This window comes from Mesorhizobium sp. M0195 (assembly GCF_040322115.1).
In the GTDB taxonomy this organism is placed as follows: domain Bacteria; phylum Pseudomonadota; class Alphaproteobacteria; order Rhizobiales; family Rhizobiaceae; genus Mesorhizobium.
In genome coordinates this window covers 1-22048 of record NZ_JAMYSV010000035.1, presented here as the reverse complement: position 1 = coordinate 22048, position 22048 = coordinate 1, and the positions used below count along the sequence as shown (strand labels likewise).

Here is a 22048-nt window from a genome sequence, read left to right as displayed (position 1 = left end):
TATTCATAAAAATCATAGCCAATTTTGATCAAAATGACAACGGAAAACACCGCTCTGCTGAACGAGATACGAGAGGCGATGGACCGGTTAGGGGTAGGCCAGGTCCAGCTGGCATTGTCTTGTGGTTACACGCAATCATACATCAGTAAAGTCCTGAATCTTCGTGCTAAAATGACCGACAAGCTGGAGCGGAAGCTGACATTTTGGCTTTCATCCCATTCTATGAAGGAAGCGGTTTCCAGTGCGGAGATCGAGGCAATCGTTCAGCGCCTTGCTAGAGCAAAACCGGAAAGAAGAATGCATATAATGAATATTCTTCGCGGTCTGGCCGGTATGTCGTGAGGCGCGCCGAGTCTATAATGGCCGCCGTCGCATGGTGGCAACTTGGCGTCCTGCGACGTCAAGAAGCACTCTTTCCACACGATAGAGCCGTCGCTGGTGGTCCAGTTCGTACAAAAGGCGCTAAGGTGGCGGGCTTACACCTTCTCGTCGTGTCCATTTCCGGGCCAGCACAATGAACCGACTGCCATGCCTGATCGATCGAGCCACATGAGCGACCGCCCCTCTGCCTTCCGCAAGGATGCTGTTCTGGCGCGACTGGCCGAACAATTCAATGTCGCGCAATTCGTTAGCTTCGCACCGAAAGCCGGGGCTCCGATACAGCAGTTTGCCCGGCTCGCTGGGCTGCCGGCCGATCAGCACTTCGATACGCCGGCGGAGGCGATAGGGGCTCTCTTTTTGAGGAGCGTCGAAGGCACGCTCAACGTCCGGAGCTTCAATGAACACCAGCCTCAGAGTGCCGAGTTTCTCTACGGACTTTCCTCGCCCCTTGATGTCGTAGCTGCGGTTGAGCGTCTCTCTGCCGCAGGCTGGTTCACGATTGTCAACGAGACTATCGATGTCAGCGATGGCGGAGTTTCGGGGGTGATCCTTGATGACATCGTTGAATTTGGTCCCGATGTTACGCCACGCGGGGTCGAGAAAGCGGGTTTCGCGACACTACGCTCTGACTGGGCGCGCCGGCTGTTCGACATAGTCTACGGATTCGGTCCCGATTTTGCGTCAGCAAAATCCGCGCGCCTTGAGTTCAGCCTTCACCCCAAGCCGCGCGGCTATCGTCAATCCCACGTCATATATTGGGAATTCGGTGAGAATGAAGCTATGCATGCCGCTGACGTGGAGCCGAGGTGGCCAAATGGCTTCTCGCGCATGCTTGGAGACAAGGCATACGGGTTGCTGATCGGTCATCTTGCCGGCGTGCCCGTGCCGCGAACGACAGTTATTTCTCGCCGGGTCGCTCCATTCTCGTTCGGCGAGAGTACAGGCACCCGCGAAATTTGGACACGGACATGTCCGACCGAACAGGTGCCGGGCCATTTCACGACTGTTCGAGGTTGGACTGACCCGTTCAAGCTCCTGAATGCGGAGGACCCTGATCATCGTGCAATTGCGTCAGTCATCGCGCAGGAAGGCGTCCCCGCGACCTGGTCGGGTGCTGCGATTTGTGACGCTGATGGGCAACTCCACGTCGAGGGAGTTCTTGGCGCCGGCGACGCTTTCATGCTCGGGAAGAAGGCGCCTCAAGAACTTCCACCTGAAGTTTTGAGTGCAGTTGAAACTCTCTATCAACGAACTTCCGCTCAACTTGGTGCGGTGAGATTCGAATGGGCATATGACGGCCGCGCTGCGTGGCTGCTGCAACTACACAAGGGGCGCAGCGTTTCATCTGGTGCAACAATTGTCCCAGGAGAGGCTACGGAATGGAAAAGTTTCGATGTTCGAGATGGCTTGGAAGCGCTACGAGTAGCTCTCACAATGATTCCGTTCGGCCATGGCCTGATACTGGAGGGGGAGGTCGGCCTGACAAGTCACATCGCGGATGTCGTCCGACAGGCCAGTGTGCCGACGCGAATGCGTCTGGTTGCTGACCAAGCCTCTAATTGACGCTCGTGGGAAAACGGAACATAATAAGAACACGATAAAAATATTAAGTATCCACAATGCTAAACGAAGGGAAACGAAGATGCTTTTGACCGCTGTCGCAAACGCTCGTAAAGATGCTGAGTCGCAGCTCGGAACCTTGGATAGGGCTCTTCGCATGCGCTTCGAACGCCGCATGAGAGAAGAGACAGAGAACGATGGCAACACCGCCAAAGAGCCCGTCAAAAACAGCGCCGAAAAGCAAGATTAAGCTCTACACGAGCAACGATGAAACCAGGGAGGTGGTCCGCGGAGGCGCGGACCCCCAAGAAAAGGACTACCGGCACAATTACTCCCGAGATCACGGTCGGATCATTCACAGCGCTAGCTTCCGCCGTCAGCAGGGAAAGACACAGGTATTCCCCAGCCGCGAGTCCGACTTTTTCAGGAGCCGGCTGACCCATTCGCTTGAAGTGGCCCAGATCGCCCAGGGAATAGCCGAGTTCATCAACCACACATACAAGACTACTTTGCCTGAACTTATTGACGTCAGGTTGTGTTTCGCCGCTGGTCTGGTTCACGACATTGGCCATCCGCCATTCGGTCACAACGGTGAACGGGCGCTCGACAATGCGATGCTCGAATATGGCGGGTTTGAGGGCAATGCCCAAACCTTGCGAATCCTGACCAGGCTAGAGAAGAAGGTCAAATACGCCAAAGCTCTCGATGGCGATGGCGATATAAGGGCCGGTCTAAACCTTTGCCATCGGACGCTGGCCTCTGTCCTGAAGTACGACAACATGATCAAAGCCGTGCGCCCTGAAGGCTCAAAGGTTGAGAAGGGCTACTACGCTACGGAAAAAAGGATCGTCGAGAACATCAAAAGCTCAGTAATAGGCGACTTCAAACTAAAGCGCGGAAAAGAGTTCAAGTCGCTCGAATGCTCGATAATGGATCTGGCAGACGACATTGCATATTCCGTCTACGATCTTGAAGACTGCCTGAAGGTCGGGTTCCTAAGCCCTGCGAAGATCCTGGCGACCAAGGATGCGCTGTTGGAAAAGGTGGCAGCGAGCGTATCGAAGCAGATCAAGGAGGACGTCAGCAAGGAAGATGTGCTCGACGTATTCTTCGATATTTTTGCCGGACTGTTCCAGGGCGAGCCCGATAACGATGGAAGTAGCGTGGGGGTGGATGCGACTGGGAGTCCGGATGGCGCTGAAATGAGCAACCAAGAGGATGGCGACAGTCTGCAGCCAGCCGAAGTGGCCAGAAGACAGAAGCTGGAGGCCGAGCGGGAAGGGTTCAGGCGATTTACCGCTGTTTATAAGACGTCCAGGCTGATCAGTGATGACGCATACAACCGCACAGAGTTGTCTTCGCAGTTGGTGCATGAATTCATCTCGTCAGTGGAGCTGGATTACAACGAGCAATGTCCACCTCAGAGCCAGGTGAAGCTGTCCAAAGGGCGATTGCGCCGAAAGGAAGTCCTGAAACAGTACACCTATGAGGCCGCTATCTATGCCCCGCGCGTGAAGCTGGGCGAATATCGAGGCTACGATGTTGTGACCGATCTTTTCGAAGCGCTGATGGCTGACAAGGGCGATATTCTGATGCCAGAGGACGTCAGAGAGCGTTTCAACAAGGCAGACAACATCACTGGACGGGCCCGCGAAGTGTGCGATTTCGTGGCGGGGATGACTGATCGGTATGCCATTGAGTTCTGGGCGCGTTTGAAATCCGACTCAGCGGAAAGCATGTTCAAGCCGATCTGACAGAGACCGGCGAATTTCAGGATGAGCGGCTTTGAGTCACGCCGTCGAGTAGGTTTGACCGGCGTGCTTGGCGCGGGCCAACTTCATAGCGACCGTTCCGCTGTCGAACTGGGCGATTGCTCACTAGGAAGACCTGTATGCCGGACGGCCCCTGACTCATTCCAGTTTGGCCTGGGGTTCTGGCGCCGTCTGGAGTTTCTATGGGCGGCGTCGCCTTGGTGCTTCGCGATCTTGTTCATGCCCGCGGATGCATCTCGGCGCTCCGATTTTTACCTTCACAAGTGGCCGAGCCTCTGAGTTCGGCTTTCTTGTTTCGCCGTCCAGCCGCGCCATTAGGCATTGAAAAAGGCACTCTCTCATTCTATATTTCCGATGCGTCGGAAGATTTACTTAGGAGCGACCATGGCAGCCGTAGCCGAAATGCTGAAGGCAAGCGAGGCCGCCGTGGTCTCGCGTGTAAGCCTGCGAGATGTCAATCGCGCAATCGATGAACGCATCCTGCCCGATGCCTTCGTATCGGTTGACAACGGCCGGCACGTCCTGGCCGGAGCCTGCTCCTTCATCAGCTTCTACTTCGAGACCGCAAAACGTCTAACCTCGGAAGAACGATTGTTTGCGATCAGGATGGTTGAGCCCAAGCTAACACTCTCGCGCTCGCTCGCTTGGGCGGCACTGCTGCGCGAGGACTGGACCGTGCGTGACGACTTTCTGACGATCGATCTGACGCCGTTCCTGAAGAGCACGAGTGAACGTCTGTCCGATCTCGAGGCGGCTCGCGAGATGGTCACGTCGTCGGATGACGTGCTCAGCGGCACGCCCGTTATCCGTAACACTCGCGTCCCAGTGTATGATGTCGCGGCATCCGTCACTGTCGGTCATTCGGTTGAGCGCATTCTTGGGGCCTACCCGAGCCTTGACGCGGAGAAGGTACGGCTCGCGGCGATTTATGCAGAGGCGAACCCCCTGCGAGGGCGTCCTCGTACTGGAGACCTTCCAAAAGGCTCCGTCATCACTTCCGATCGCCGTGTTCCGCGACTTAGGAAGGCGGATGAAGTTCCTGATCGATGAATGTCTCACCCCCGAGCTTGCAAAAATTGCGCATGGGAAGGGTCATGGCGAGACCAGCCACGTTGTCTGGCTGGGGCTCGCCGGGCTCAAGGACTGGGAGCTCAAGCCGATCATTCTTGAAGGCGACTGGACCTTCGTCACCAAGAACTCGGTGGATTTTAGGGGGCCAAAGGATAATCCGGGCACCAAGGGACAGTATGCAGATGTTGCCATCCACGCAGGGCTTGTTTGCCTAAACGGCCCGCCAGGCATGGATCTCGACATGCAGGTCGAACTTTTCGAAATGGCTCTGATCGAGCTCGACGACGATGATCTTGTGAACCAGGTTCTTGAAGTGACCCTCGAAGACGAGGAAACGTTGCGCGTTGTCCGTTATGCGCTACCGAAGGAATGATCGAAGCCAACCAGGCCGCAAGCCGGGGGCGCAGGACCGATCTCATCAATGGTCCTGTCGTCGTCGCGAAGCGCGAACAGGCACCTGCCGAGACTGGCCGCGGCAGAGTGAGACTGTCGCGAACAGACGACAAAAACAAACACCACTTAGGCATGCCATAGAAGGTAGCAAGCCCTCGGGTCGCAACAACTACGGCGCCGGAAGGCACGACTGGACGACATCGTCGCTATGCCAAAGACGTTCGCACTGGTCCGTTCTGAATCCTATCTTGACGCGACGTTCGCCTATGAAGAGCCAAAAAATGTAGCGCAATCGGTTCAAGATTGACTGAAACCGCACCGTTCCTGAGCGGTGCTCAGACCGCTACCGAATGCCTGGCCTTTCCACAATATTTGTCGAACTTTGCCGCGATGCTCCTGACAAACGGCCGGCTTTCCGCCGGCACGACGAAGCGGTCACCATCAAGTTCAAGCAACCGCGCAGGATCTTGGAGGGCCGTGGAACTCGCCTTGAGGAGAAGTCTTTGGCCGGCTTTGCCAAAGCGCTCCACCAGCTCAATCGCCGAGAAGGCGAAGTCACACATCAATCGCTCGATGATCCAGCCGCGAACACGGTCGTCGTCGGAAAGCGCGATACCCCGAACAGCGGCCAGCCCTCCTTGTGCAACCATGCGTCCATACTCGGCGGTCGAAGGCATATTCTGTGCATAGCCTTGCCGAAACTGGCTGATGGATGACGGGCCAAGGCCGATCAAGGTCTCGCAGCGATCCTCCGTATAGCCCTGGAAGTTCCGGCGCAGTGTTCCGGCGCGGGCGGCAAGCGCGAGGGCATCGCCCGGTTTGGCGAAATGGTCGAGCCCGATTGCTTCGTATCCCTGGTCCACGATCGCCCGCGCCGCAAGTTGCGATTGAGCAAACCGCTCTGCCGGACCCGGCAGCCATGCCTCGTCGATCATCGTCTGATGTTTCTTGAACCACGGCACATGGGCGTAGCCAAAAAGCGCTATCCGATCCGGTTCCAGGGTCAGTGCCTGCGCGACGGTGGAGGCGACACTCTCCCTGGTCTGGTGTGGCAAGCCGTAGAGCAGGTCCAGATTGACCGATTCGACGCCGCGCGAACGAACGCCGTCGACTACCGCTTTGGTCTGCAAAAAGCCCTGCTCGCGGTTAATTGCCTTTTGCACCTTCGGGTCAAAATCCTGGACGCCGAGGCTCGCACGGGTCATGCCGATTTCGGCGAGTGCGTCGAGGCGGGCATCGTCCATATCATTGGGTTCGATTTCGACGCCGATCTTGGCGCCGGGAAGAAACGTGAAGCTGTTGCGCAGGGCGGTTCCCAGCGCCACCAGATCCTCCGGTTTGAGCATCGTTGGCGAACCGCCGCCGAAATGGACGGCACGCACGCGGCCCTTGCCTGCGACAAGACCGGCGACGGTGGCGATCTCGGCATGCAGTGAGCGAAGATATGTGGTCACCGGTTCGTAGTGGCGTGTCTGCTTGGTATGGCAGGCACAGAACCAGCAAAGCTTGTCGCAGTACGGGATGTGCAGATAGAGCGAGATCTCGTCACCACCTTCGAGCGCCTCCAACCAGCCTCGGTAAACGACGGCATCGACCCCCGCATGGAAATGCGGCGCGGTCGGATAACTGGTATAGCGCGGGACATTCTCGCCAAGTCTGGCAGCTAGCTCCGGTCGCATGTCGTGGTCCACCGTGTTTGCGTCGCCGGAACTGTGGATGCTTGGATGAGCCTAAGCCCTGATTTCGATCAACCTTCAGCACGGACAAACTGCCGCAAGGATTTTTCTACCGTCGATTGCTATCCTGCCTGCACTGGACCGGTAGACCGATCGAATGACATTACGGCAGGATATTCACAGTTCCGGCATTCCCGTTCTTTGCCTGTCTTGCGAGGCACGGCACCGCGGTGTCTGTGGTGCGCTCGAACCAGACCATTTGGCTCGGCTAGCCAAGACTTCATCGCGGCACAAAATCGAGCCGGGGGTCGAACTGATCGGCGACGCCGAGGCGGTCGACAGCTATTCAAACGTGCTTTCAGGCGTGGTGAAGCTGACGAAGAGCCTTTCGGACGGCCGCCAGCAGATCGTCGGCCTCCAGTTCGCGCCGGATTTTCTGGGACGGCCCTTCAAGGTGAAAAGCGCGATCAATGCGCAAGCGGCAACAGTTGTCTCGCTATGCTCGTTTCCGAGAGCGGCCATCGAACGGATGATGAAGGAATCACCGGAATTTGTGCATCGCCTGCTCAAGCAGACGCTGAACGAACTCGACGAAGCACGCGAATGGATGGTTACTCTGGGGCGCAAGACCGCACCGGAGAAGGTGGCGAGCTTTCTCCTCATGATCGCCCGGAACATCGATTCCAGTGTTAACCCGGCGGCCAGGTCGGCGTGCTTCGAGCTGCCGATGACGCGTGCCGACATCTCTGATTTCCTTGGAATTACAAACGAGACCGTGAGCCGTCAGCTGACCAGCCTGAGAATGGACGGCGTGATTCGGATCGAGAACAACCGCCGTGTCACCGTGGACAGCATGAGCCGGCTGGAACGGCGCTGCGGCGGCCGAGGCGCAACCGCCGTTTGAATGACACCGAAGCTGCATGGCCTCCGTCACCTACTTCGTTCGGGGCAGGGCATGCTCGCGTTGGGCTTAGAAGAAATCGCATAGCGACAGCCCGCTCTCCATCCGATGGTGCGTTTCGGCCAACTCGTCGGCGAAGCATCCATCTCGAGGTGCTCGACGTGTAACCGGCTGTTCCAGGCAGGATCGCACTCGGCCGAAGTCAATACGCCTCATACGCAGGGGAAAATCGCCGTTCCCCCGAATCATGAATGTCACGAAGGCAGCGCAACGCTGGCGCTGGCTGTCCCAAGGCATTGAAACGATCGACGTTCGGCAAGGCATCGGCCTACTTTCCAGCGTCACAGAAGGCGCGCTTCCCACACGCCCGCGATCGCCTCCATACCCGGCCAGACCGGGGACGCCGGGCCTGTCCATAAGCGTGGCGGCCGGTGCTGCGCTTCCACATTCGATCGCCACAGTCTGATCGCACCGAACTCGATGCTGCTCGAAGCAAAATCGTGCGGCTCTGACATGGATCAGGGCGAGCAGGCCACGGCTGCGCAATAAGGCACTGCGGTTTGGCGCCCGCCGGAATCGGAAATCGGGGCTTGCGATGAAATTCGGCACAGAGATCGTCCTTCTAAGCCTGTTTGCGTTTGCGGCCCTGGTGGCTGCCGGCTTCGGCGTAGATGAACCTTTTCGCCAGCATATGTGGGTTTTGTTCTTCACCGTGGCTGGCTTCACTGCGATTCTGTTGCGCAACACGGAGTTCAAGCCGACAGTTCCGATCGACCCCGCCGCTTACATGGATGGGCCGATCCGCTACGGTGCCATCGCCACCATGTTCTGGGGTGTCGTCGGTATGCTGGTCGGCGTCGTCATCGCCCTGCAGCTCGCCTACCCGGATCTCAACATCCAGCCCTGGTTCAATTTCGGCCGACTGCGGCCGCTGCACACATCCGGTGTTGTGTTCGCTTTCGGCGGCAACGCGCTGATTTGCACGTCTCTCTATGTGGTGCAGCGCACCTGCCGCGCGCGTCTGTTCGGCGGCGATCTCGGCTGGTTCGTGTTCTGGGGCTATCAGCTGTTCATCGTCATGGCGGCAACCGGCTACCTGCTCGGCATTACCGAGAGCCGCGAATACGCCGAGCCCGAATGGTATGTGGACCTGTGGCTGACCATTGTCTGGGTCGCCTATCTCATCCTGTTCCTCGGCACGATCCTAAAGCGCAAGGAACCGCACATCTATGTCGCCAACTGGTTCTACCTTGCCTTCATCGTGACCATCGCAATGCTGCATGTGATCAACAACCTGTCGATGCCGGTCTCCTTCCTGGGCTCCAAGAGCTATTCAGCCTTCTCCGGCGTACAGGACGCCCTGACGCAATGGTGGTACGGCCACAATGCCGTCGGCTTCTTCCTCACCGCCGGCTTCCTCGGCATGATGTATTACTTCGTGCCCAAGCAGGCCAACCGACCGGTCTATTCCTACCGGCTGTCGATCATCCACTTCTGGGCTTTGATCTTTCTCTACATCTGGGCCGGTCCGCACCACCTCCACTACACCGCACTCCCTGACTGGGCGCAGACGCTCGGAATGGTGTTCTCGATCATGCTCTGGATGCCGTCATGGGGCGGCATGATCAACGGCCTGATGACGCTATCCGGCGCCTGGGACAAGATCCGGACCGACCCGATCATCCGCATGATGGTGATGGCCATCGCCTTCTACGGCATGTCGACCTTTGAAGGTCCCATGATGTCGATCAAGACGGTCAATTCGCTGTCGCACTATACCGACTGGACCATAGGTCACGTGCACTCCGGTGCGCTCGGCTGGGTTGGGATGATCTCGTTCGGCGCGATCTACTACATGGTGCCGAAGCTTTGGAGACGTGAACGGCTCTATTCGCTGCGGCTCGTCAACTGGCACTTCTGGCTGGCGACGCTTGGGATCGTCGTTTACGCCGCGGTGATGTGGGTCTCCGGCGTCATGCAGGGCCTGATGTGGCGCGAATACAACGAGCAGGGCTTCCTGGTCTACTCCTTCGCCGAAACCGTCGCCGCCATGCATCCCTACTACATCATGCGTGCCATCGGCGGCGCGATGTATCTGTCGGGCGCCCTCATCATGGCCTGGAACATCGCCATGACCATCCTCGGCTACCAGCGCGAGGAGGATCCGATGCCGCGCTCCATCCCCGCCCTCCAGCCTGTGCGATCAGGAGCCAGAAAATGGGCCTGATGGACAGACACGCGGTCATCGAGAAGAACGCCACACTTCTTCTCCTCGGGTCCCTGCTGGTCGTAACAATCGGCGGTATCGTCGAGATCGCGCCGCTCTTCTATCTCGACAACACCATCGAGAAGGTGGAAGGCATGCGGCCCTATTCGCCGCTCGAGCTCGCCGGGCGCAACATCTATGTGCGTGAGGGCTGTTACCTCTGCCACAGCCAGATGATAAGGCCGTTCCGCGACGAGGTCGAGCGCTACGGCCACTATAGCCTGGCGGCCGAGTCGATGTACGACCACCCGTTCCAGTGGGGCTCGAAGCGCACCGGGCCGGATCTCGCCCGGGTCGGCGACCGCTACTCGAACGGATGGCACGTCCAGCATCTCACCGAGCCGCGTTCGGCGGTGCCGGAATCGATCATGCCGAGCTACGCGTTCCTGAAGGACATGCCCATCGAGGTGAAGGATTTCTCGACGCATCTGATCGCCAACAGCCGTGTCGGTGTGCCCTATTCAGACGACATGATCGCTCATGCCAATGCCGATCTCATGGCGCAGGCCGATGCGAATGCCGACACATCGGGCCTGGAGAGACGCTATCCGAAAGCCAAGGTTGGGGACTTCGACGGCGATCCGCAGCAGGTCACCGAAATGGATGCGCTGGTCGCCTATTTGCAGATGCTCGGCACGCTGGTCGATTTCAGGACCTATGACGAAGCCGCCGGTTACCGCTGAGGAGAATGGCGATGACCTACAATTTCATGCGGGAGTTTGCCGACAGCTGGGGCCTGCTTGCCATGGCACTTTTCTTCCTCGGATGCGTTGCCTTTGCATTTCGTCCCGGCAGCCGCAGGCAAGCCGAGAGAGCCGCTCACATTCCTCTCAAGGACGACTGATCATGGGCAGCGAGCATATCGACGAGGTTTCGGGCATCTCGACGACCGGCCATGAGTGGGACGGCATCAAGGAACTCAACAACCCGCTTCCGCGCTGGTGGGTCATAACCTTCTACATCACCATTGCCTGGGCGATCGGCTACACCGTCGTCTATCCGGCATGGCCGATGCTGACTTCCGCGACCAGGGGTGTGCTGGGGTATTCGAGCCGCAGAGACGTCAAGAATGAACTGGCGGCGGCCGAAGTGGCCAAGGGTAAATTTGTCGCTGCCATTCAGGCGAAGACCGTCTCCGAGATTACAGCCGACAATACGCTACGCGAATTCGCCATCGCCGCAGGTGGCGCCGCGTTCAAGGTCAATTGCGTGCAGTGCCATGGCTCGGGCGCTCAAGGGTCCAAGGGTTTTCCCAACCTAAACGACGACGATTGGCTGTGGGGTGGCAACGCCGAACAGATCCAGCAGACGATTGCGCACGGCATCCGCTTCGCATCGGACCCGGATACGCGCCTGTCGGAAATGCCTGCTTTTGGCGACGTCATCACGACGGATCAGATCAAGCAGGTCGGCGCCTATGTCGCAAGCCTCTCCGATCCTGTTCAGGACACAAGCCTGATCGAACTCGGCGCCAATGTTTTCGCCGAGAATTGTGCGGCCTGTCATGGTGAGAATGCAAAGGGCAACAGGGAGCTCGGCGCACCCGACCTGACCGACGCGATCTGGCTTTACGGGTCTGGCGAAACAGCCATCGCCGCGCAGGTCCGCGCCCCGAGGCATGGCGTCATGCCGGCCTGGATCGGGCGTCTCGGCGAGATCAAGGTCAAGGAACTCGCGGTCTATGTCCATTCGCTTGGCGGCGGAGAATAGGAACGCAAGCCTATTCTCGTCCTCCCCCCAACCGCCAAGCGACGAGGCCCGGCGCGAGCCGGGCCTCGGCATCATCCAGAAACCGATGGGTCGGGCTTCCGGCGAAATCGTCGCTGGTGACTGGAGCTTCTCGTGCTCGATAACACGCAAATAGAACGGCTCGAAGCCGATGCGGTCAACTCCGCCAAGACCCGTCAGCCGCTCTATGCCGGACGCAAGAAGATCTTCCCGAACCGGGCTTCTGGCAGTTTCCGCCGCTTCAAGTGGTCGGTGATGGCAATCACGCTGGGGATCTACTACCTGACCCCCTGGCTGCGGTGGGATCGCGGGCCATTTGCCCCTGACCAGGCCGTGCTGGTCCATCTTGCCAACCGCCGCTTCTACTTCTTCTTCATCGAGATATGGCCGCAGGAATTCTACTACGTCGCCGGCCTGCTGGTCATGGCCGGTGTCGGCCTTTTCCTGATCACATCCACCGTCGGCCGGGCCTGGTGCGGCTATACGTGCCCGCAGACCGTGTGGGTCGATCTGTTTCTGGTCGTCGAGCGAGCCATCGAGGGCGACCGCAACGCGCGCATCAAGCTCGATGCCGGTCCCTGGACTGCGCGCAAACTCGTGCTGCGAACATCGAAACACGCCATTTGGCTGGTCATAGGGGTGCTGACCGGCGGCGCCTGGATTTTCTATTTCGCCGATGCGCCGATGCTGCTTGGGGAACTCTTCACCGGCACCGCCGCCCCCGTCGCCTACATCACCGTCGCCGTGCTGACGGCGACGACCTATACGTTCGGCGGGCTGATGCGCGAGCAGGTCTGCACCTACATGTGCCCATGGCCGCGCATCCAGGCGGCCATGCTCGACGAGAATTCCCTCACCGTCACCTATAATGACTGGCGCGGCGAACCGCGCTCGCGTCACGCCAAGAGGGTCCTTGCCGCCGGGCAGCCCGTCGGCGACTGCGTCGACTGCAATGCCTGTGTCGCGGTGTGCCCGATGGGGATCGACATTCGTGATGGCCAGCAGCTTGAATGCATCACCTGCGCGCTCTGCATCGATACCTGTGGCGGTATCATGGACAAGCTCGGCAGGGAGCGCGGACTGATTTCCTATGCGACGCTGGCCGACTACAACGCCAATATGAGGCTGGCGACCCCGGGCGGCTCCGGTTCAGTCAACCCGTCACTGGTCAGGAGCGCTGACGGCCTGTTCTCCGACAAGGTGGCCCGTTTCCATATCCGCAAGATCTTTCGCCCGCGCACCTTCATCTACATGGGCGCCTGGTCGGCGGTCGGTCTCGCGCTGCTCTATTCCCTGCTGACCCGCGAACGGCTCGAATTGAATGTCCTGCACGATCGCAACCCGCAGTTCGTGACGCTGTCCGACGGTTCGATCCGCAACGGCTACACCGTCAAGCTGCTTAACATGATCCCCGAACCAAGAACGATCATTGTCACGATGCAGGGCCTGCATGGAGCCGAAATGAGCGTTGTCGGCATCGACCTGCCGGCGGATCGCTCCTTCGCCATCCCGGTCGAACCCGACCGGCTGAAGATGCTCAAGGTTTTCGTGCGTCAGCCGGCAGATCAGGTTCGGGGTACAGCGCAAAGCTTCAAGTTCCGGGTCGAAAACAAGGCAACGTTCGAGTCGGACGAATATACGGCCACTTTCAACGCACCGGAGAGCGCCAGATGAGCGACACCTCGCGACAATCCCGCGAATTCACCGGCAGGCATATGCTGTTCACCATCCTTGGCTTCTTCGGCGTGGTCATAGCGGTCAATCTGACGATGGCGACGCTCGCCAACACGAGCTGGACCGGCCTTGTCGTCGAAAACACCTATGTGGCGAGCCAGCAGTTCAACAAGAAGGCCGAGGAGGGGCGAGCTCAGGCAGCCCTCGGCTGGACTGGCAAACTGACCATCGCAGGCGGTGAGGTCCGCTACAGCCTCACCGAGGCTGTCGGCAAGCCGGTTGCCTTGCATGGCGTCAAGGTGCTGTTTCGTCATCCCGCCTACGAGGCCGAGGACAAATCCGTCACTCTTGCCGCTGCCTCCGGTCAGATATTCGCCGCGCACCACATCCCCAAGGATGGCGTCTGGATCGTCGAAATCGACGCCGATGCGAGCCTTGCGGAACCCTATCGCGACGTTCGCCGGATCGTGATTTCCCACGGGGCGCTGCAATGAGCTGCTGCGCGCCAGGCGCCGAAATGGCATTGGACCTGGAAAAGGTCACATTGGTCCTGCCTTCTGGCCAGGAAATCAGACTGGCGAGCCGCTCGATCGGCGAAAATCTTCGCCAGACCGACCTCTCGGTGCCGGCTGTGCATTGTGCCGCCTGCATCCAGACGATCGAGACGGCGATCGGCAAGCTGGATCGCGTCGAAGGCGCTCGTGTCAATCTTTCAACGAAACGTGTTTCGGTCCGGTGGCGCGGCGACGAGGTTCCGCCATTCGTCGCCACACTTGGACGGCTGGGCTATGGCGCGCACCTGTTCGATCCCGAGGCTGACGGGAAGGACAGGACGCTCTCGGAACTGATCCGCGCCGTCGCGGTCGCCGGCTTTGCGGCGGGCAACATCATGCTGCTATCAGTCTCCGTCTGGTCCGGCGCGCAAGGCGCGACCCGCGACCTGTTCCATTGGGTCTCGGCCTTGATTGCCATTCCTACGCTCGCTTTCGCCGGCGGCATCTATTTTCGCTCGGCCTGGAATGCGCTGCGCCACAGCCGCATGAACATGGACGTGCCGATCGCGGTCGGGGTATCGCTCGCTTACGCCATGAGCCTCTACGAGACGATCAACCATGGCGACCATGCTTATTTCGACGCGTCGGTGTCGCTGCTGTTCTTTCTGCTGATCGGCCGCACGCTGGATCACGTGATGCGGGAACGGGCACGGACGGCCGTAAACGGACTGGCTCGGCTGGCGGCGCGCGGCGCCATGGTGCTGCGCGAGGATGGTTCGCGCGACTACTTGCCGGTTGGCGAGATCGAACCAGGAATGGAGCTCTTGATTGCGGCTGGCGAGAGGGTGCCCATCGACGGCAGGATCATTGGCGGGGCATCGGATCTCGACTGTTCCCTGGTTTCCGGGGAAAGCACGCCCAGAACGGTGGGCCCGGGGGCGCAGGTCCAGGCCGGTACACTCAATCTCACCGGTCCGCTGACCATCGAGGCGACGGCCGCCGCGAAGGATTCATTCCTGGCCGAAATCGTTCGGCTGATGGAAGCGGCAGAGGGCGGCCGCGCCCGCCATCGCAGGATCGCCGATCGCGTCTCCGCGCTCTATGCCCCCGTGGTCCACCTCACCGCCTTTGTGACGTTCCTCGGCTGGATGGCGGCGACCGGCGACTGGCACCGGGCAATAACAATCGCAATCGCCGTTTTGATCATTACATGCCCGTGTGCGCTCGGTCTCGCCGTGCCGATCGTGCAGGTGGTCGCTGCGCGGCGGCTGTTTGAAAGCGGCGTCATGGTCAGGGACGGCTCCGCCATTGAGCGCCTGGCGGGGATCGACACGGCATTGTTCGACAAAACCGGCACGCTTACGCTCGGACTGCCCAGGCTGATCAATGCGCCGTCCATCGATCCGACGATGCTCGCCATGGCGGCCGAGATGGCAGCGCATTCCCGCCATCCCTTTTCGAAGGCAATCGCTGGCAATGCAGCCTTTGCCGGCCAGCCGAAACTCGCGTCCGTCAGCGAGCATCCGGGCTTCGGCATCGAAGCCATCGCCGAGGGCAGTACCTGGCGGCTGGGTCGCCGCGGATGGCGTGAGTGGAAAGCTCGGATCGGCGGCGAAGGCAAACAAGGCTATGGCGGAACCGTTCTGACGAAGGACGGGGTCATTGTCGCGACTTTCGATTTCGAGGATGAGCTGCGTGCCGATGCCAAGGCGGCCATCGAGCAACTGAACGGCGCCGGCGTGTCGGTGGAGATGCTGTCGGGCGACACAGAAGCTGCCTGCGGCGAAGTCGCGGAAGCACTGGGCGTCGAGCGCTTCGTTCCCGCGTTGCTTCCCTCCGGGAAGGTCGAACACATCGAAGCATTGACGCGAACTGGCCACAAGGTGCTGATGGTCGGCGATGGACTCAACGACACGCCTGCATTGGGCGCCGCACACGTTTCGATCGCTCCGGCCACGGCGGCGGATATCGGTCGCAACGCCGCGGATTTCGTGTTCCTGCGTAAAAGTCTTCTGGCTGTCCCACTTGCTTTAGACATTTCGCGGAAGGCCGGACGGCTGATCCGGCAGAACATCGCCATCGCGATCGTTTACAATGGCATCGCCGTGCCGGTCGCCATTCTGGGGCACGTTACGCCACTGATCGCGGCGGTCGCGATGTCCGCCTCGTCCCTCCTGGTCATCGGCAATGCGCTACGTCTGCAAGGTTTCGTGTCAAATGCATCGGTGCAAGATGCCCGACATGACAGGCGCTCGGACATTGGCGCACTGGCACAATCCTCATGACGACGCTCGCCTACCTCATACCTGTGGCCCTGTTCCTCGGAGCGCTTGGGCTGGCGGGGTTCCTGTGGGCCTTGAGGAGCGGCCAATATGAAGATCTCGATGGCGCCGCCGAGCGGATCCTGATCGACCGCGACGAGCCACGCAGTTGACCCAGCCTGCCCTGCGAGGACTCGCTCGAATATTTTCCGCGGTTGCTTCGCGTCATGCCGATTTCGGCGCGCGACGGGTGCGAACGGATCAGCCAGAATACGTTGCCGAACTTTCGGCCAGGAAAGGGCCGCACCGAACGGGAAGCCCGCCATTCCATGATGACCTGACCAGACCATGGCGTGGCGATCGACCAGTCGACCGTGAACCCGCGGTTGCCGCGTTTATCGAGCCTGGTTGATCCAGATCAAGGTTATCTCTTCGTCGGCATGGTTTCATTGACCATTTCAACGGAGAACGGATGTCTAACGGACGGTTAGGTCGCGTGGAGACGCTTGGGGAGATGAGCCGCAAACCGTGGATCGATTGCGATGCGCTCCAGTGCTCTTCGTCGCAGATAGCCGACGCTATGGCGGCACGCTGATGGCCGGCTCTGTCGATAAATTCGACGTTATTGTCGTCGGAGCCGGGCCGGTCGGACTTTCCTTCGCCGCGTCGCTTGCCCAGAGCCGACTCAAGGTGGCAGTGGTTGAACGGCAGTCGCTCGAAAGCCTGACGAATCCGGCTTTCGACGGTCGCGAGATCGCGCTGACCCACGCATCGGTTGGAATCCTTCGCGAGCTCGGCGCCTGGGATGCCATCCCGGCTTCGGACAAATCACCGCTACAAGGCGCGCGCGTGCTCAACGGATCGAGCCCTTTCGCCCTGAGCTTCGATTCTCCCAGCGGATCTGGGGAACCACTCGGAATTCTGGTCCCAAATTGTCGGATCCGCGACGCCCTGTTCAAGATTGTCCGCTTCCAGGATCATGCCCGGCTGCTGTGCGGCCACTCGGTCCTCAATGCAACAACCAGCCACAAAGAAGCAGTCATAACGCTCTCTGATGGCAGGCAATTGGCCGCTCGGCTGCTCGTTGCAGCGGATTCGCGGTTCTCCGCGACGCGCGACCTGCTCGGCATTGGCGCCGACATCAATCGGCTTGGCAACTCCATGCTGATTTGCCGGGTGAGGCACGAGCGCGCCCATCACCAGATCGCGGTCGAATGGTTCGATCACCATCAGACGATAGCGATGTTGCCGCTCATGGAAGGCGTATCGTCGCTGCTTCTCACTTTGCGCTCAAGCGAGGCCGACAGACTGCTTGCTCTCGACGACGATTTGTTCCTCATGGAATTGACGAGCCGGTGTCGAGGACGCCTCGGAGAGATGACCTTGGCAAGCACCCGCCATGCCTATCCGCTGGTCACGACCTGGGCGCACAAGTTCTGGGCTCCGAGTGCGGCACTGATCGGCGATGCTGCCCTCGGCATGCACCCGGTGACCGCGCATGGCTTCAACATCGGCCTCAGCGGCCAGAAGCAACTCGCCGATAGAATCCTGGCGGCATGTCGCGAGCGCCGCGACATTGCTGATCCCGACATGCTCGGCAGATACGAAAGCCGGCTGCGTCTGTCGGCGGCACCGCTCTATCATGCCACCAACATGCTTGTCGGTCTCTACTCAGGCGAGCACCCGGCGGCACGGCTTGCAAGACATGCGGGGCTCCGCTTTGCCCAATATCTCCCCTTTGTCCGCCATGGCATTTCGGCCATGCTCAGGCGGTGAATCGGCAGATAGCGCTGCCGCTCTGGAACGCTATCTCGGCCCGGCTTCCTTTTGTCTCGCCGGGCGCGTTGATGCCGTTGGTAGGGCTGCTTCCATGGTGACGTTGCCGATCCTGGGATGATTCGGATCAAGGCACGCGTGCGGGCAAGAGCTCGATGGTCAGACGGCAAGGCCAAGAGCAGACGTGCGCCCCGAAGACATGGTGAGCGCACTGGTTACCCCCGCTGGATAGTTAACCCGTCCTTCAGTGGGCCTGCGTAAGCTTGTCCTCGCGAACAACGATGGGAGCTAGCTGGTCCGTCCATGGCCCCGAAGAAAGTAGACACGCTGGAGGCCAAAATCCGTCAGGATCAGCTTGCTGACCTGAGGACCGGCCTCTTCGTGTCGATGCCGATAAGCGGTATCCTGTCAGGCCTGATTTGGGCGGTGCACGCCCTTTCTGGCAGCGGCTTTGCCGCTGCAATCTGGTTCCTGGTCGTCAATGCGATAAATGCCGCCCGCCTTGCACTCGCGCGTTATCAGCTAAAGGAAACGGGGCGCCATGACGGTTTAGTGGGGGTTTTGCCGCGGCTTCGCTGGTTTGGAATCCTTGCTCTTCTGGCAGGGTTTGCCTGGTCCTTCCTGGCCGTCCTGACTGTTGGATACACGACACCTCAAGCACCGCTGCATCTGGTCATTCTGGCGGGCATTTCCGCTGGTGCGGTTACATACGGCAGTTCGTATGCCGCGGCGGCGACCAACTTCATCACACCTCCGCTCCTCATCACGGTGGGTTGCCTTTTGGCGAAAGGCAATTTTGAAGACTACATTCTGGCTTTTACCGTTCTGCTCTTCATGGGCGGCTTGGTTCGAGCTTCATTTGTTGGGCAAGCACGGTTCCGCGAAGCGAGCCGCCTGAGGCATGAGGCCGAGCGGCTTGCGGCGGAGATGAAGGCCAGTTCCAGGCAGGACCACCTCACGGCCCTTCTCAACAGGCGTGGCCTCGAAGACGCAATCGGACGGTTCGAGACCGCGGATGGCCCCTTCGTGGCAATGCTGGTTGATCTGGACGGGTTCAAATCCGTCAACGATACCTACGGTCACAGGACCGGTGATGAACTGCTTGTCAGGATCGCCCGCCGCATAGAGGAGGAAGCACCGGAAGGCTCAACGCTCGCTCGTATCGGCGGCGACGAATTCGTGCTGTTTTTTCCCTCAACGAGGGTTTCGCTTTCTGCCAGTGATCTCGCCTCCAATATCATAGCCAAAGTTGCCCGACCCTATATCGAGGTCGCGTCCGTCCGTGTCGGGGCATCGATAGGAATATACCTGGCGGAAAGCCCGGGCCTGACCGAAATGTTGTTGCGGGCGGACATCGCCCTTTATACGGCCAAGCGTCGTGGCAGGAACGAATTTTGCCTGTTCGATGCCGAACTCGACAGGGAACTGCAACGCCGCCAGTCCGTCGAACGGGACCTTCATTCGGCGATAAAGACGAGAAGCTTGCAACCTTGGTTCCAGCCGATCGTGAAACTCGACACCGAGGCCGTGGTCGGTTTTGAAGCCTTGCTGAGGTGGTCCCATCCGATTCATGGTGCCATCTCTCCACCCGAAATCATCACAGCTGCACGCGAAACCGGAATGCTTCAGCTGCTGACGCAAACCGTATTCGCCGACTGTTGTGCTTTTATCGACGGCTTGGTGAAAGCTGACTGTCGTGATTTCCGTGTGGCGATGAATGTTTCGCCGCGCGAACTGGAAGCCGGCGATATCGACGACATGGTTTTGGATGGTCTGGCGGCAAAAGGCCTCCCTGCAACGATGTTCGAAATCGAGATTACCGAAGAATCCCCGGTGGACCCGGACAGAGTGGATGAAAAGCTCGGACGGCTTTCACATGCCGGCATTTCCATCGCGCTCGATGACTTCGGCACCGGCTTTTCTACGTTGGCATCGCTCAAGGACAGTCGGATACGCAAGGTCAAAATAGACCAGGGCTTCATTCGCGGCTTGGCCAAGTCCCGAGAGGACCGACTGCTTGTCAAATCGGTCATCGATCTCGGTAACATGCTCGGGATCGAGGTCATGGCCGAGGGCGTCGAAACAGAGGCGGATCGGCAAACCCTGCACAAGCTTGGCTGCCGAACCGCTCAAGGCTTCCTGTTCTCCAAGGCTGTGCCTCTGAGCCAAGCACTGGAAATGGCAGTCAAACAGCACGCGAACCAGTTGTGACCGCTCCCGCCGCGCCGTCTCTCGCGGCCGTGCGCTCATGAGTGACGGGTATCTGAACTTCCTTGTTTGAAGAGCATGACAATCCGTGCTGTGCGTCAGCCGGCGAACAGTTCCTTGTAGCCGGTCGTCACCATCCAGTTCGCCCGGTCGATATGGCTGCGAAGAGCCTTGCGGGCGCGGACCGGTTCAAGGGCCGGGTCGATGCCTAGAATGAGATCGGCCATCTCCTCTTCGCTGGCATTGTCGGCGCAGGCATCCAGGATCCGCAGGTAGATCGTGAAATGCTGCCTATCGTAGGCCGTCAGGTTCTCCGACCAGGGGACTTCGTCGCACAGAGTTGAGTTTCGAGTCTCATCTGTTCCCATTGATCGATTCATGCCTGTTGCGAGCCTCGGCTGTTGAGCGCTGGATGCAACGCAGCATATCCCAAAATGGGATAATCCGAAACCGGGATTAGTCGCTGATCCGGTCTTTACCCGACCGGTTCGCCTACATGCCCAAATCTCTTCGCTCGCCCCGCCACCAGCGGTTTCTGGCCCAGCTGGTTTCCCTGCGCAAGGCCAAAGGCCTGACTCAGGCGCAGGTGGCCGAGAAGCTTGATCGTCCCCAATCCTTCGTGGCCAAGTACGAGGGTGGAGAGCGGCGTCTCGATGTCATCGAGTTTCTCGACTTAACTGCGGCGCTTGACGCTGATCCGTGCGAGATTCTGTCCAGCCTGCGGGCTAACGGGCGCCTGCGCGTCTAACGGCTCGCGCCGGTGCCGTGAACCGAGCGTGCTTTTCTTCGGCAAGCTGCCATTCCGCTGCGGGTGGGTCTTTACCAAGCCATGCCGATATAGGATGATAATCCTAGGTGGGGCGATTCCTCAACGGAGATCGCAATGGCTAGGACCAAACTTTCCAAGCAGCTTTCACAGGCTGAAATCGAGCGCTTTCTCGCGGAGGCGGAACGGCTGCACCAGAGCATCGTCCAGCCGCTTCTATCACCTACCAGCAACCATTACCGGGCTCTCCAACGCACCCATGAAGCGCTGTTGAAGACGGTGAAGGATATCACCGGTAAGGATGCGCCGTTCATTCAATGGTTCGGAACAGGACCGGTGAATTAGACCAGACTTGTAGACTCCAGGCTGCAAACGTCGCATTCTCTCTTCGGGGAGAAGGGGCGTGGGCAACCATCGCTATCAAGACAATCGGTACAACCGTCGCAGGTATGGCGAGCGCCATCGTTCGAAGGACGCTCCATTGTGGGCAAAGATCGTTGCTGGTGGAACAATCCTGGCTGGCTTTCTTGCCTTCGAAATCGGCCCTGCCGCTCTCGGCTGCAACATCAAAGCCAATATCAGCTACAACACGGGCGAGCGCATCTATCATGTTCCCGGACAGGAATATTACTGGGAGACGCGCATCAACCTGTTGAAAGGCGAGCGCTGGTTTTGTTCGGAGGAAGCCGCGCGCAAGGCTGGGTGGCGGAAGTCTCGGGTCTGAGCGTCCGTGGTAAATGCTTGCGAAAATGCTGCATCGCACATGTTTTCGGTGCAGCATTCATTTGAAGTATTTATCGCGATCCGTTCGAAAAATCTGTCCAGCCTGCCGTCCTGGCGGGCGCCCGCGCGCCTGACTACGCGCACCAGGTGCTCGTGAACCGAGCCCGCTTTTCTTCGGCAAGCTCAGGCGGTCTCGGCCATTCGGCTTCGCCCCTTGGCGTGGGCAGCCCTTCGGGCTGAGACGGCCGCCGCCCTTGCGGGCGGCGGGGTTTGTCTGTTGGCCTTTCCCGGTGGCGCGGGGTGGGCGGCACTCCCTTCTAGGCCCGCCGCGGCAGCCCGCAACCCTTCGCGTGCCGCTCAGGGTCCTCCTCTTCGTTCCGGTCCTTCGGATGCGGTCC

Annotated in this window: 21 protein-coding genes; 19 read left to right on the top strand and 2 right to left on the bottom strand. The window is 59.5% G+C overall.

Features of this window, described 5'->3' with window-relative positions; genetic code table 11:
• Positions 1-33 precede the first annotated feature (33 nt).
• From NKJ12_RS30220 to NKJ12_RS30200, 5 genes are all read left to right on the top strand, one after another.
• Positions 34-342 carry a hypothetical protein gene (locus NKJ12_RS30220; protein WP_352508077.1) on the top strand — a complete coding sequence of 103 codons (309 nt, stop codon included), beginning with the start codon at positions 34-36 and terminating at the stop codon, positions 340-342.
• Between the two features lie 207 nt (positions 343-549).
• Entirely contained in the window at positions 550-1944 is a 1395-nt protein-coding gene (locus NKJ12_RS30215; protein WP_352567112.1) for a hypothetical protein, read from the top strand.
• Between the two features lie 194 nt (positions 1945-2138).
• On the top strand, positions 2139-3695 hold the full coding sequence (gene dgt / locus NKJ12_RS30210; protein WP_352508079.1) for a dGTP triphosphohydrolase: 1557 nt from the start codon (positions 2139-2141) through the stop codon (positions 3693-3695).
• Between the two features lie 402 nt (positions 3696-4097).
• A complete protein-coding gene (locus NKJ12_RS30205; protein ID WP_352508080.1) occupies positions 4098-4763 on the top strand; it encodes a DUF433 domain-containing protein in 666 nt (221 codons plus the stop codon).
• On the top strand, positions 4744-5157 hold the full coding sequence (locus NKJ12_RS30200) for a DUF5615 family PIN-like protein (protein WP_352707166.1): 414 nt from the start codon (positions 4744-4746) through the stop codon (positions 5155-5157). The genes NKJ12_RS30205 and NKJ12_RS30200 overlap by 20 nt, the downstream gene beginning before the upstream one ends.
• A gap of 355 nt (positions 5158-5512) precedes the next feature.
• Here the strand turns inward: NKJ12_RS30200 and hemN are convergent, their stop codons facing one another.
• Positions 5513-6856, bottom strand: coding sequence for an oxygen-independent coproporphyrinogen III oxidase (gene hemN / locus NKJ12_RS30195; RefSeq protein ID WP_352567106.1), 1344 nt, complete (start codon positions 6854-6856; stop codon positions 5513-5515).
• Positions 6857-7010: 154 nt separating this feature from the next.
• Here hemN and NKJ12_RS30190 point away from each other — a divergent pair, with 154 nt between their 5' ends.
• The 11 genes from NKJ12_RS30190 to NKJ12_RS30140 all read left to right on the top strand — a co-directional run bounded on the left by NKJ12_RS30190 (position 7011) and on the right by NKJ12_RS30140 (position 20164).
• Complete coding sequence (locus tag NKJ12_RS30190) at positions 7011-7757, top strand: Crp/Fnr family transcriptional regulator (RefSeq protein WP_352567104.1); 747 nt, start codon at positions 7011-7013, stop codon at positions 7755-7757.
• Positions 7758-8349: 592 nt separating this feature from the next.
• Positions 8350-9981 carry a cytochrome-c oxidase, cbb3-type subunit I gene (ccoN, locus tag NKJ12_RS30185; protein WP_352707164.1) on the top strand — a complete coding sequence of 544 codons (1632 nt, stop codon included), beginning with the start codon at positions 8350-8352 and terminating at the stop codon, positions 9979-9981.
• Positions 9972-10703 (top strand): cytochrome-c oxidase, cbb3-type subunit II, encoded by a 732-nt coding sequence (gene ccoO, locus NKJ12_RS30180; RefSeq protein WP_352707162.1) that lies wholly within the window; start codon positions 9972-9974, stop codon positions 10701-10703. Before ccoN ends, ccoO begins: the two co-directional genes overlap by 10 nt.
• Positions 10704-10714: 11 nt before the next feature.
• Positions 10715-10864: a cbb3-type cytochrome c oxidase subunit 3 gene (locus NKJ12_RS30175; RefSeq protein ID WP_352457387.1), complete on the top strand. Its 150-nt coding sequence runs from the start codon at positions 10715-10717 to the stop codon at positions 10862-10864.
• A gap of 2 nt (positions 10865-10866) precedes the next feature.
• Positions 10867-11730 carry a cytochrome-c oxidase, cbb3-type subunit III gene (gene ccoP / locus NKJ12_RS30170; protein WP_352567098.1) on the top strand — a complete coding sequence of 288 codons (864 nt, stop codon included), beginning with the start codon at positions 10867-10869 and terminating at the stop codon, positions 11728-11730.
• Positions 11731-11862: 132 nt separating this feature from the next.
• A complete protein-coding gene (ccoG, locus tag NKJ12_RS30165) occupies positions 11863-13422 on the top strand; it encodes a cytochrome c oxidase accessory protein CcoG (protein ID WP_352707160.1) in 1560 nt (519 codons plus the stop codon).
• Positions 13419-13916 (top strand): FixH family protein, encoded by a 498-nt coding sequence (locus NKJ12_RS30160; protein ID WP_352707158.1) that lies wholly within the window; start codon positions 13419-13421, stop codon positions 13914-13916. Before ccoG ends, NKJ12_RS30160 begins: the two co-directional genes overlap by 4 nt.
• Positions 13913-16201, top strand: a complete 2289-nt coding sequence (locus tag NKJ12_RS30155) for a cation-translocating P-type ATPase (RefSeq protein WP_352707156.1) — start codon at positions 13913-13915, stop codon at positions 16199-16201. The genes NKJ12_RS30160 and NKJ12_RS30155 overlap by 4 nt, the downstream gene beginning before the upstream one ends.
• Positions 16198-16350: a cbb3-type cytochrome oxidase assembly protein CcoS gene (ccoS, locus tag NKJ12_RS30150; protein ID WP_023679633.1), complete on the top strand. Its 153-nt coding sequence runs from the start codon at positions 16198-16200 to the stop codon at positions 16348-16350. Before NKJ12_RS30155 ends, ccoS begins: the two co-directional genes overlap by 4 nt.
• A gap of 421 nt (positions 16351-16771) precedes the next feature.
• The gene (gene ubiM / locus NKJ12_RS30145) at positions 16772-17953 is read left to right on the top strand and encodes a 5-demethoxyubiquinol-8 5-hydroxylase UbiM (RefSeq protein WP_352707171.1); all 1182 of its coding nucleotides are present in this window, start codon (positions 16772-16774) and stop codon (positions 17951-17953) included.
• A gap of 303 nt (positions 17954-18256) precedes the next feature.
• On the top strand, positions 18257-20164 hold the full coding sequence (locus tag NKJ12_RS30140; RefSeq protein WP_352707153.1) for a putative bifunctional diguanylate cyclase/phosphodiesterase: 1908 nt from the start codon (positions 18257-18259) through the stop codon (positions 20162-20164).
• A 95-nt stretch (positions 20165-20259) separates the two neighbouring features.
• On the opposite strand, the gene NKJ12_RS30135 is transcribed toward NKJ12_RS30140, so the two are convergent.
• Complete coding sequence (locus NKJ12_RS30135) at positions 20260-20529, bottom strand: DNA -binding domain-containing protein (RefSeq protein WP_352453619.1); 270 nt, start codon at positions 20527-20529, stop codon at positions 20260-20262.
• A 128-nt stretch (positions 20530-20657) separates the two neighbouring features.
• Here NKJ12_RS30135 and NKJ12_RS30130 point away from each other — a divergent pair, with 128 nt between their 5' ends.
• The 3 genes from NKJ12_RS30130 (at position 20658) to NKJ12_RS30120 (ending at position 21651) form a co-directional block, all read left to right on the top strand.
• Positions 20658-20909 carry a helix-turn-helix domain-containing protein gene (locus NKJ12_RS30130; protein ID WP_023722035.1) on the top strand — a complete coding sequence of 84 codons (252 nt, stop codon included), beginning with the start codon at positions 20658-20660 and terminating at the stop codon, positions 20907-20909.
• A gap of 135 nt (positions 20910-21044) precedes the next feature.
• Positions 21045-21272, top strand: coding sequence for a hypothetical protein (locus tag NKJ12_RS30125; RefSeq protein WP_352453620.1), 228 nt, complete (start codon positions 21045-21047; stop codon positions 21270-21272).
• A gap of 58 nt (positions 21273-21330) precedes the next feature.
• Complete coding sequence (locus tag NKJ12_RS30120; protein ID WP_352707152.1) at positions 21331-21651, top strand: sunset domain-containing protein; 321 nt, start codon at positions 21331-21333, stop codon at positions 21649-21651.
• Positions 21652-22048: the final 397 nt, after the last annotated feature.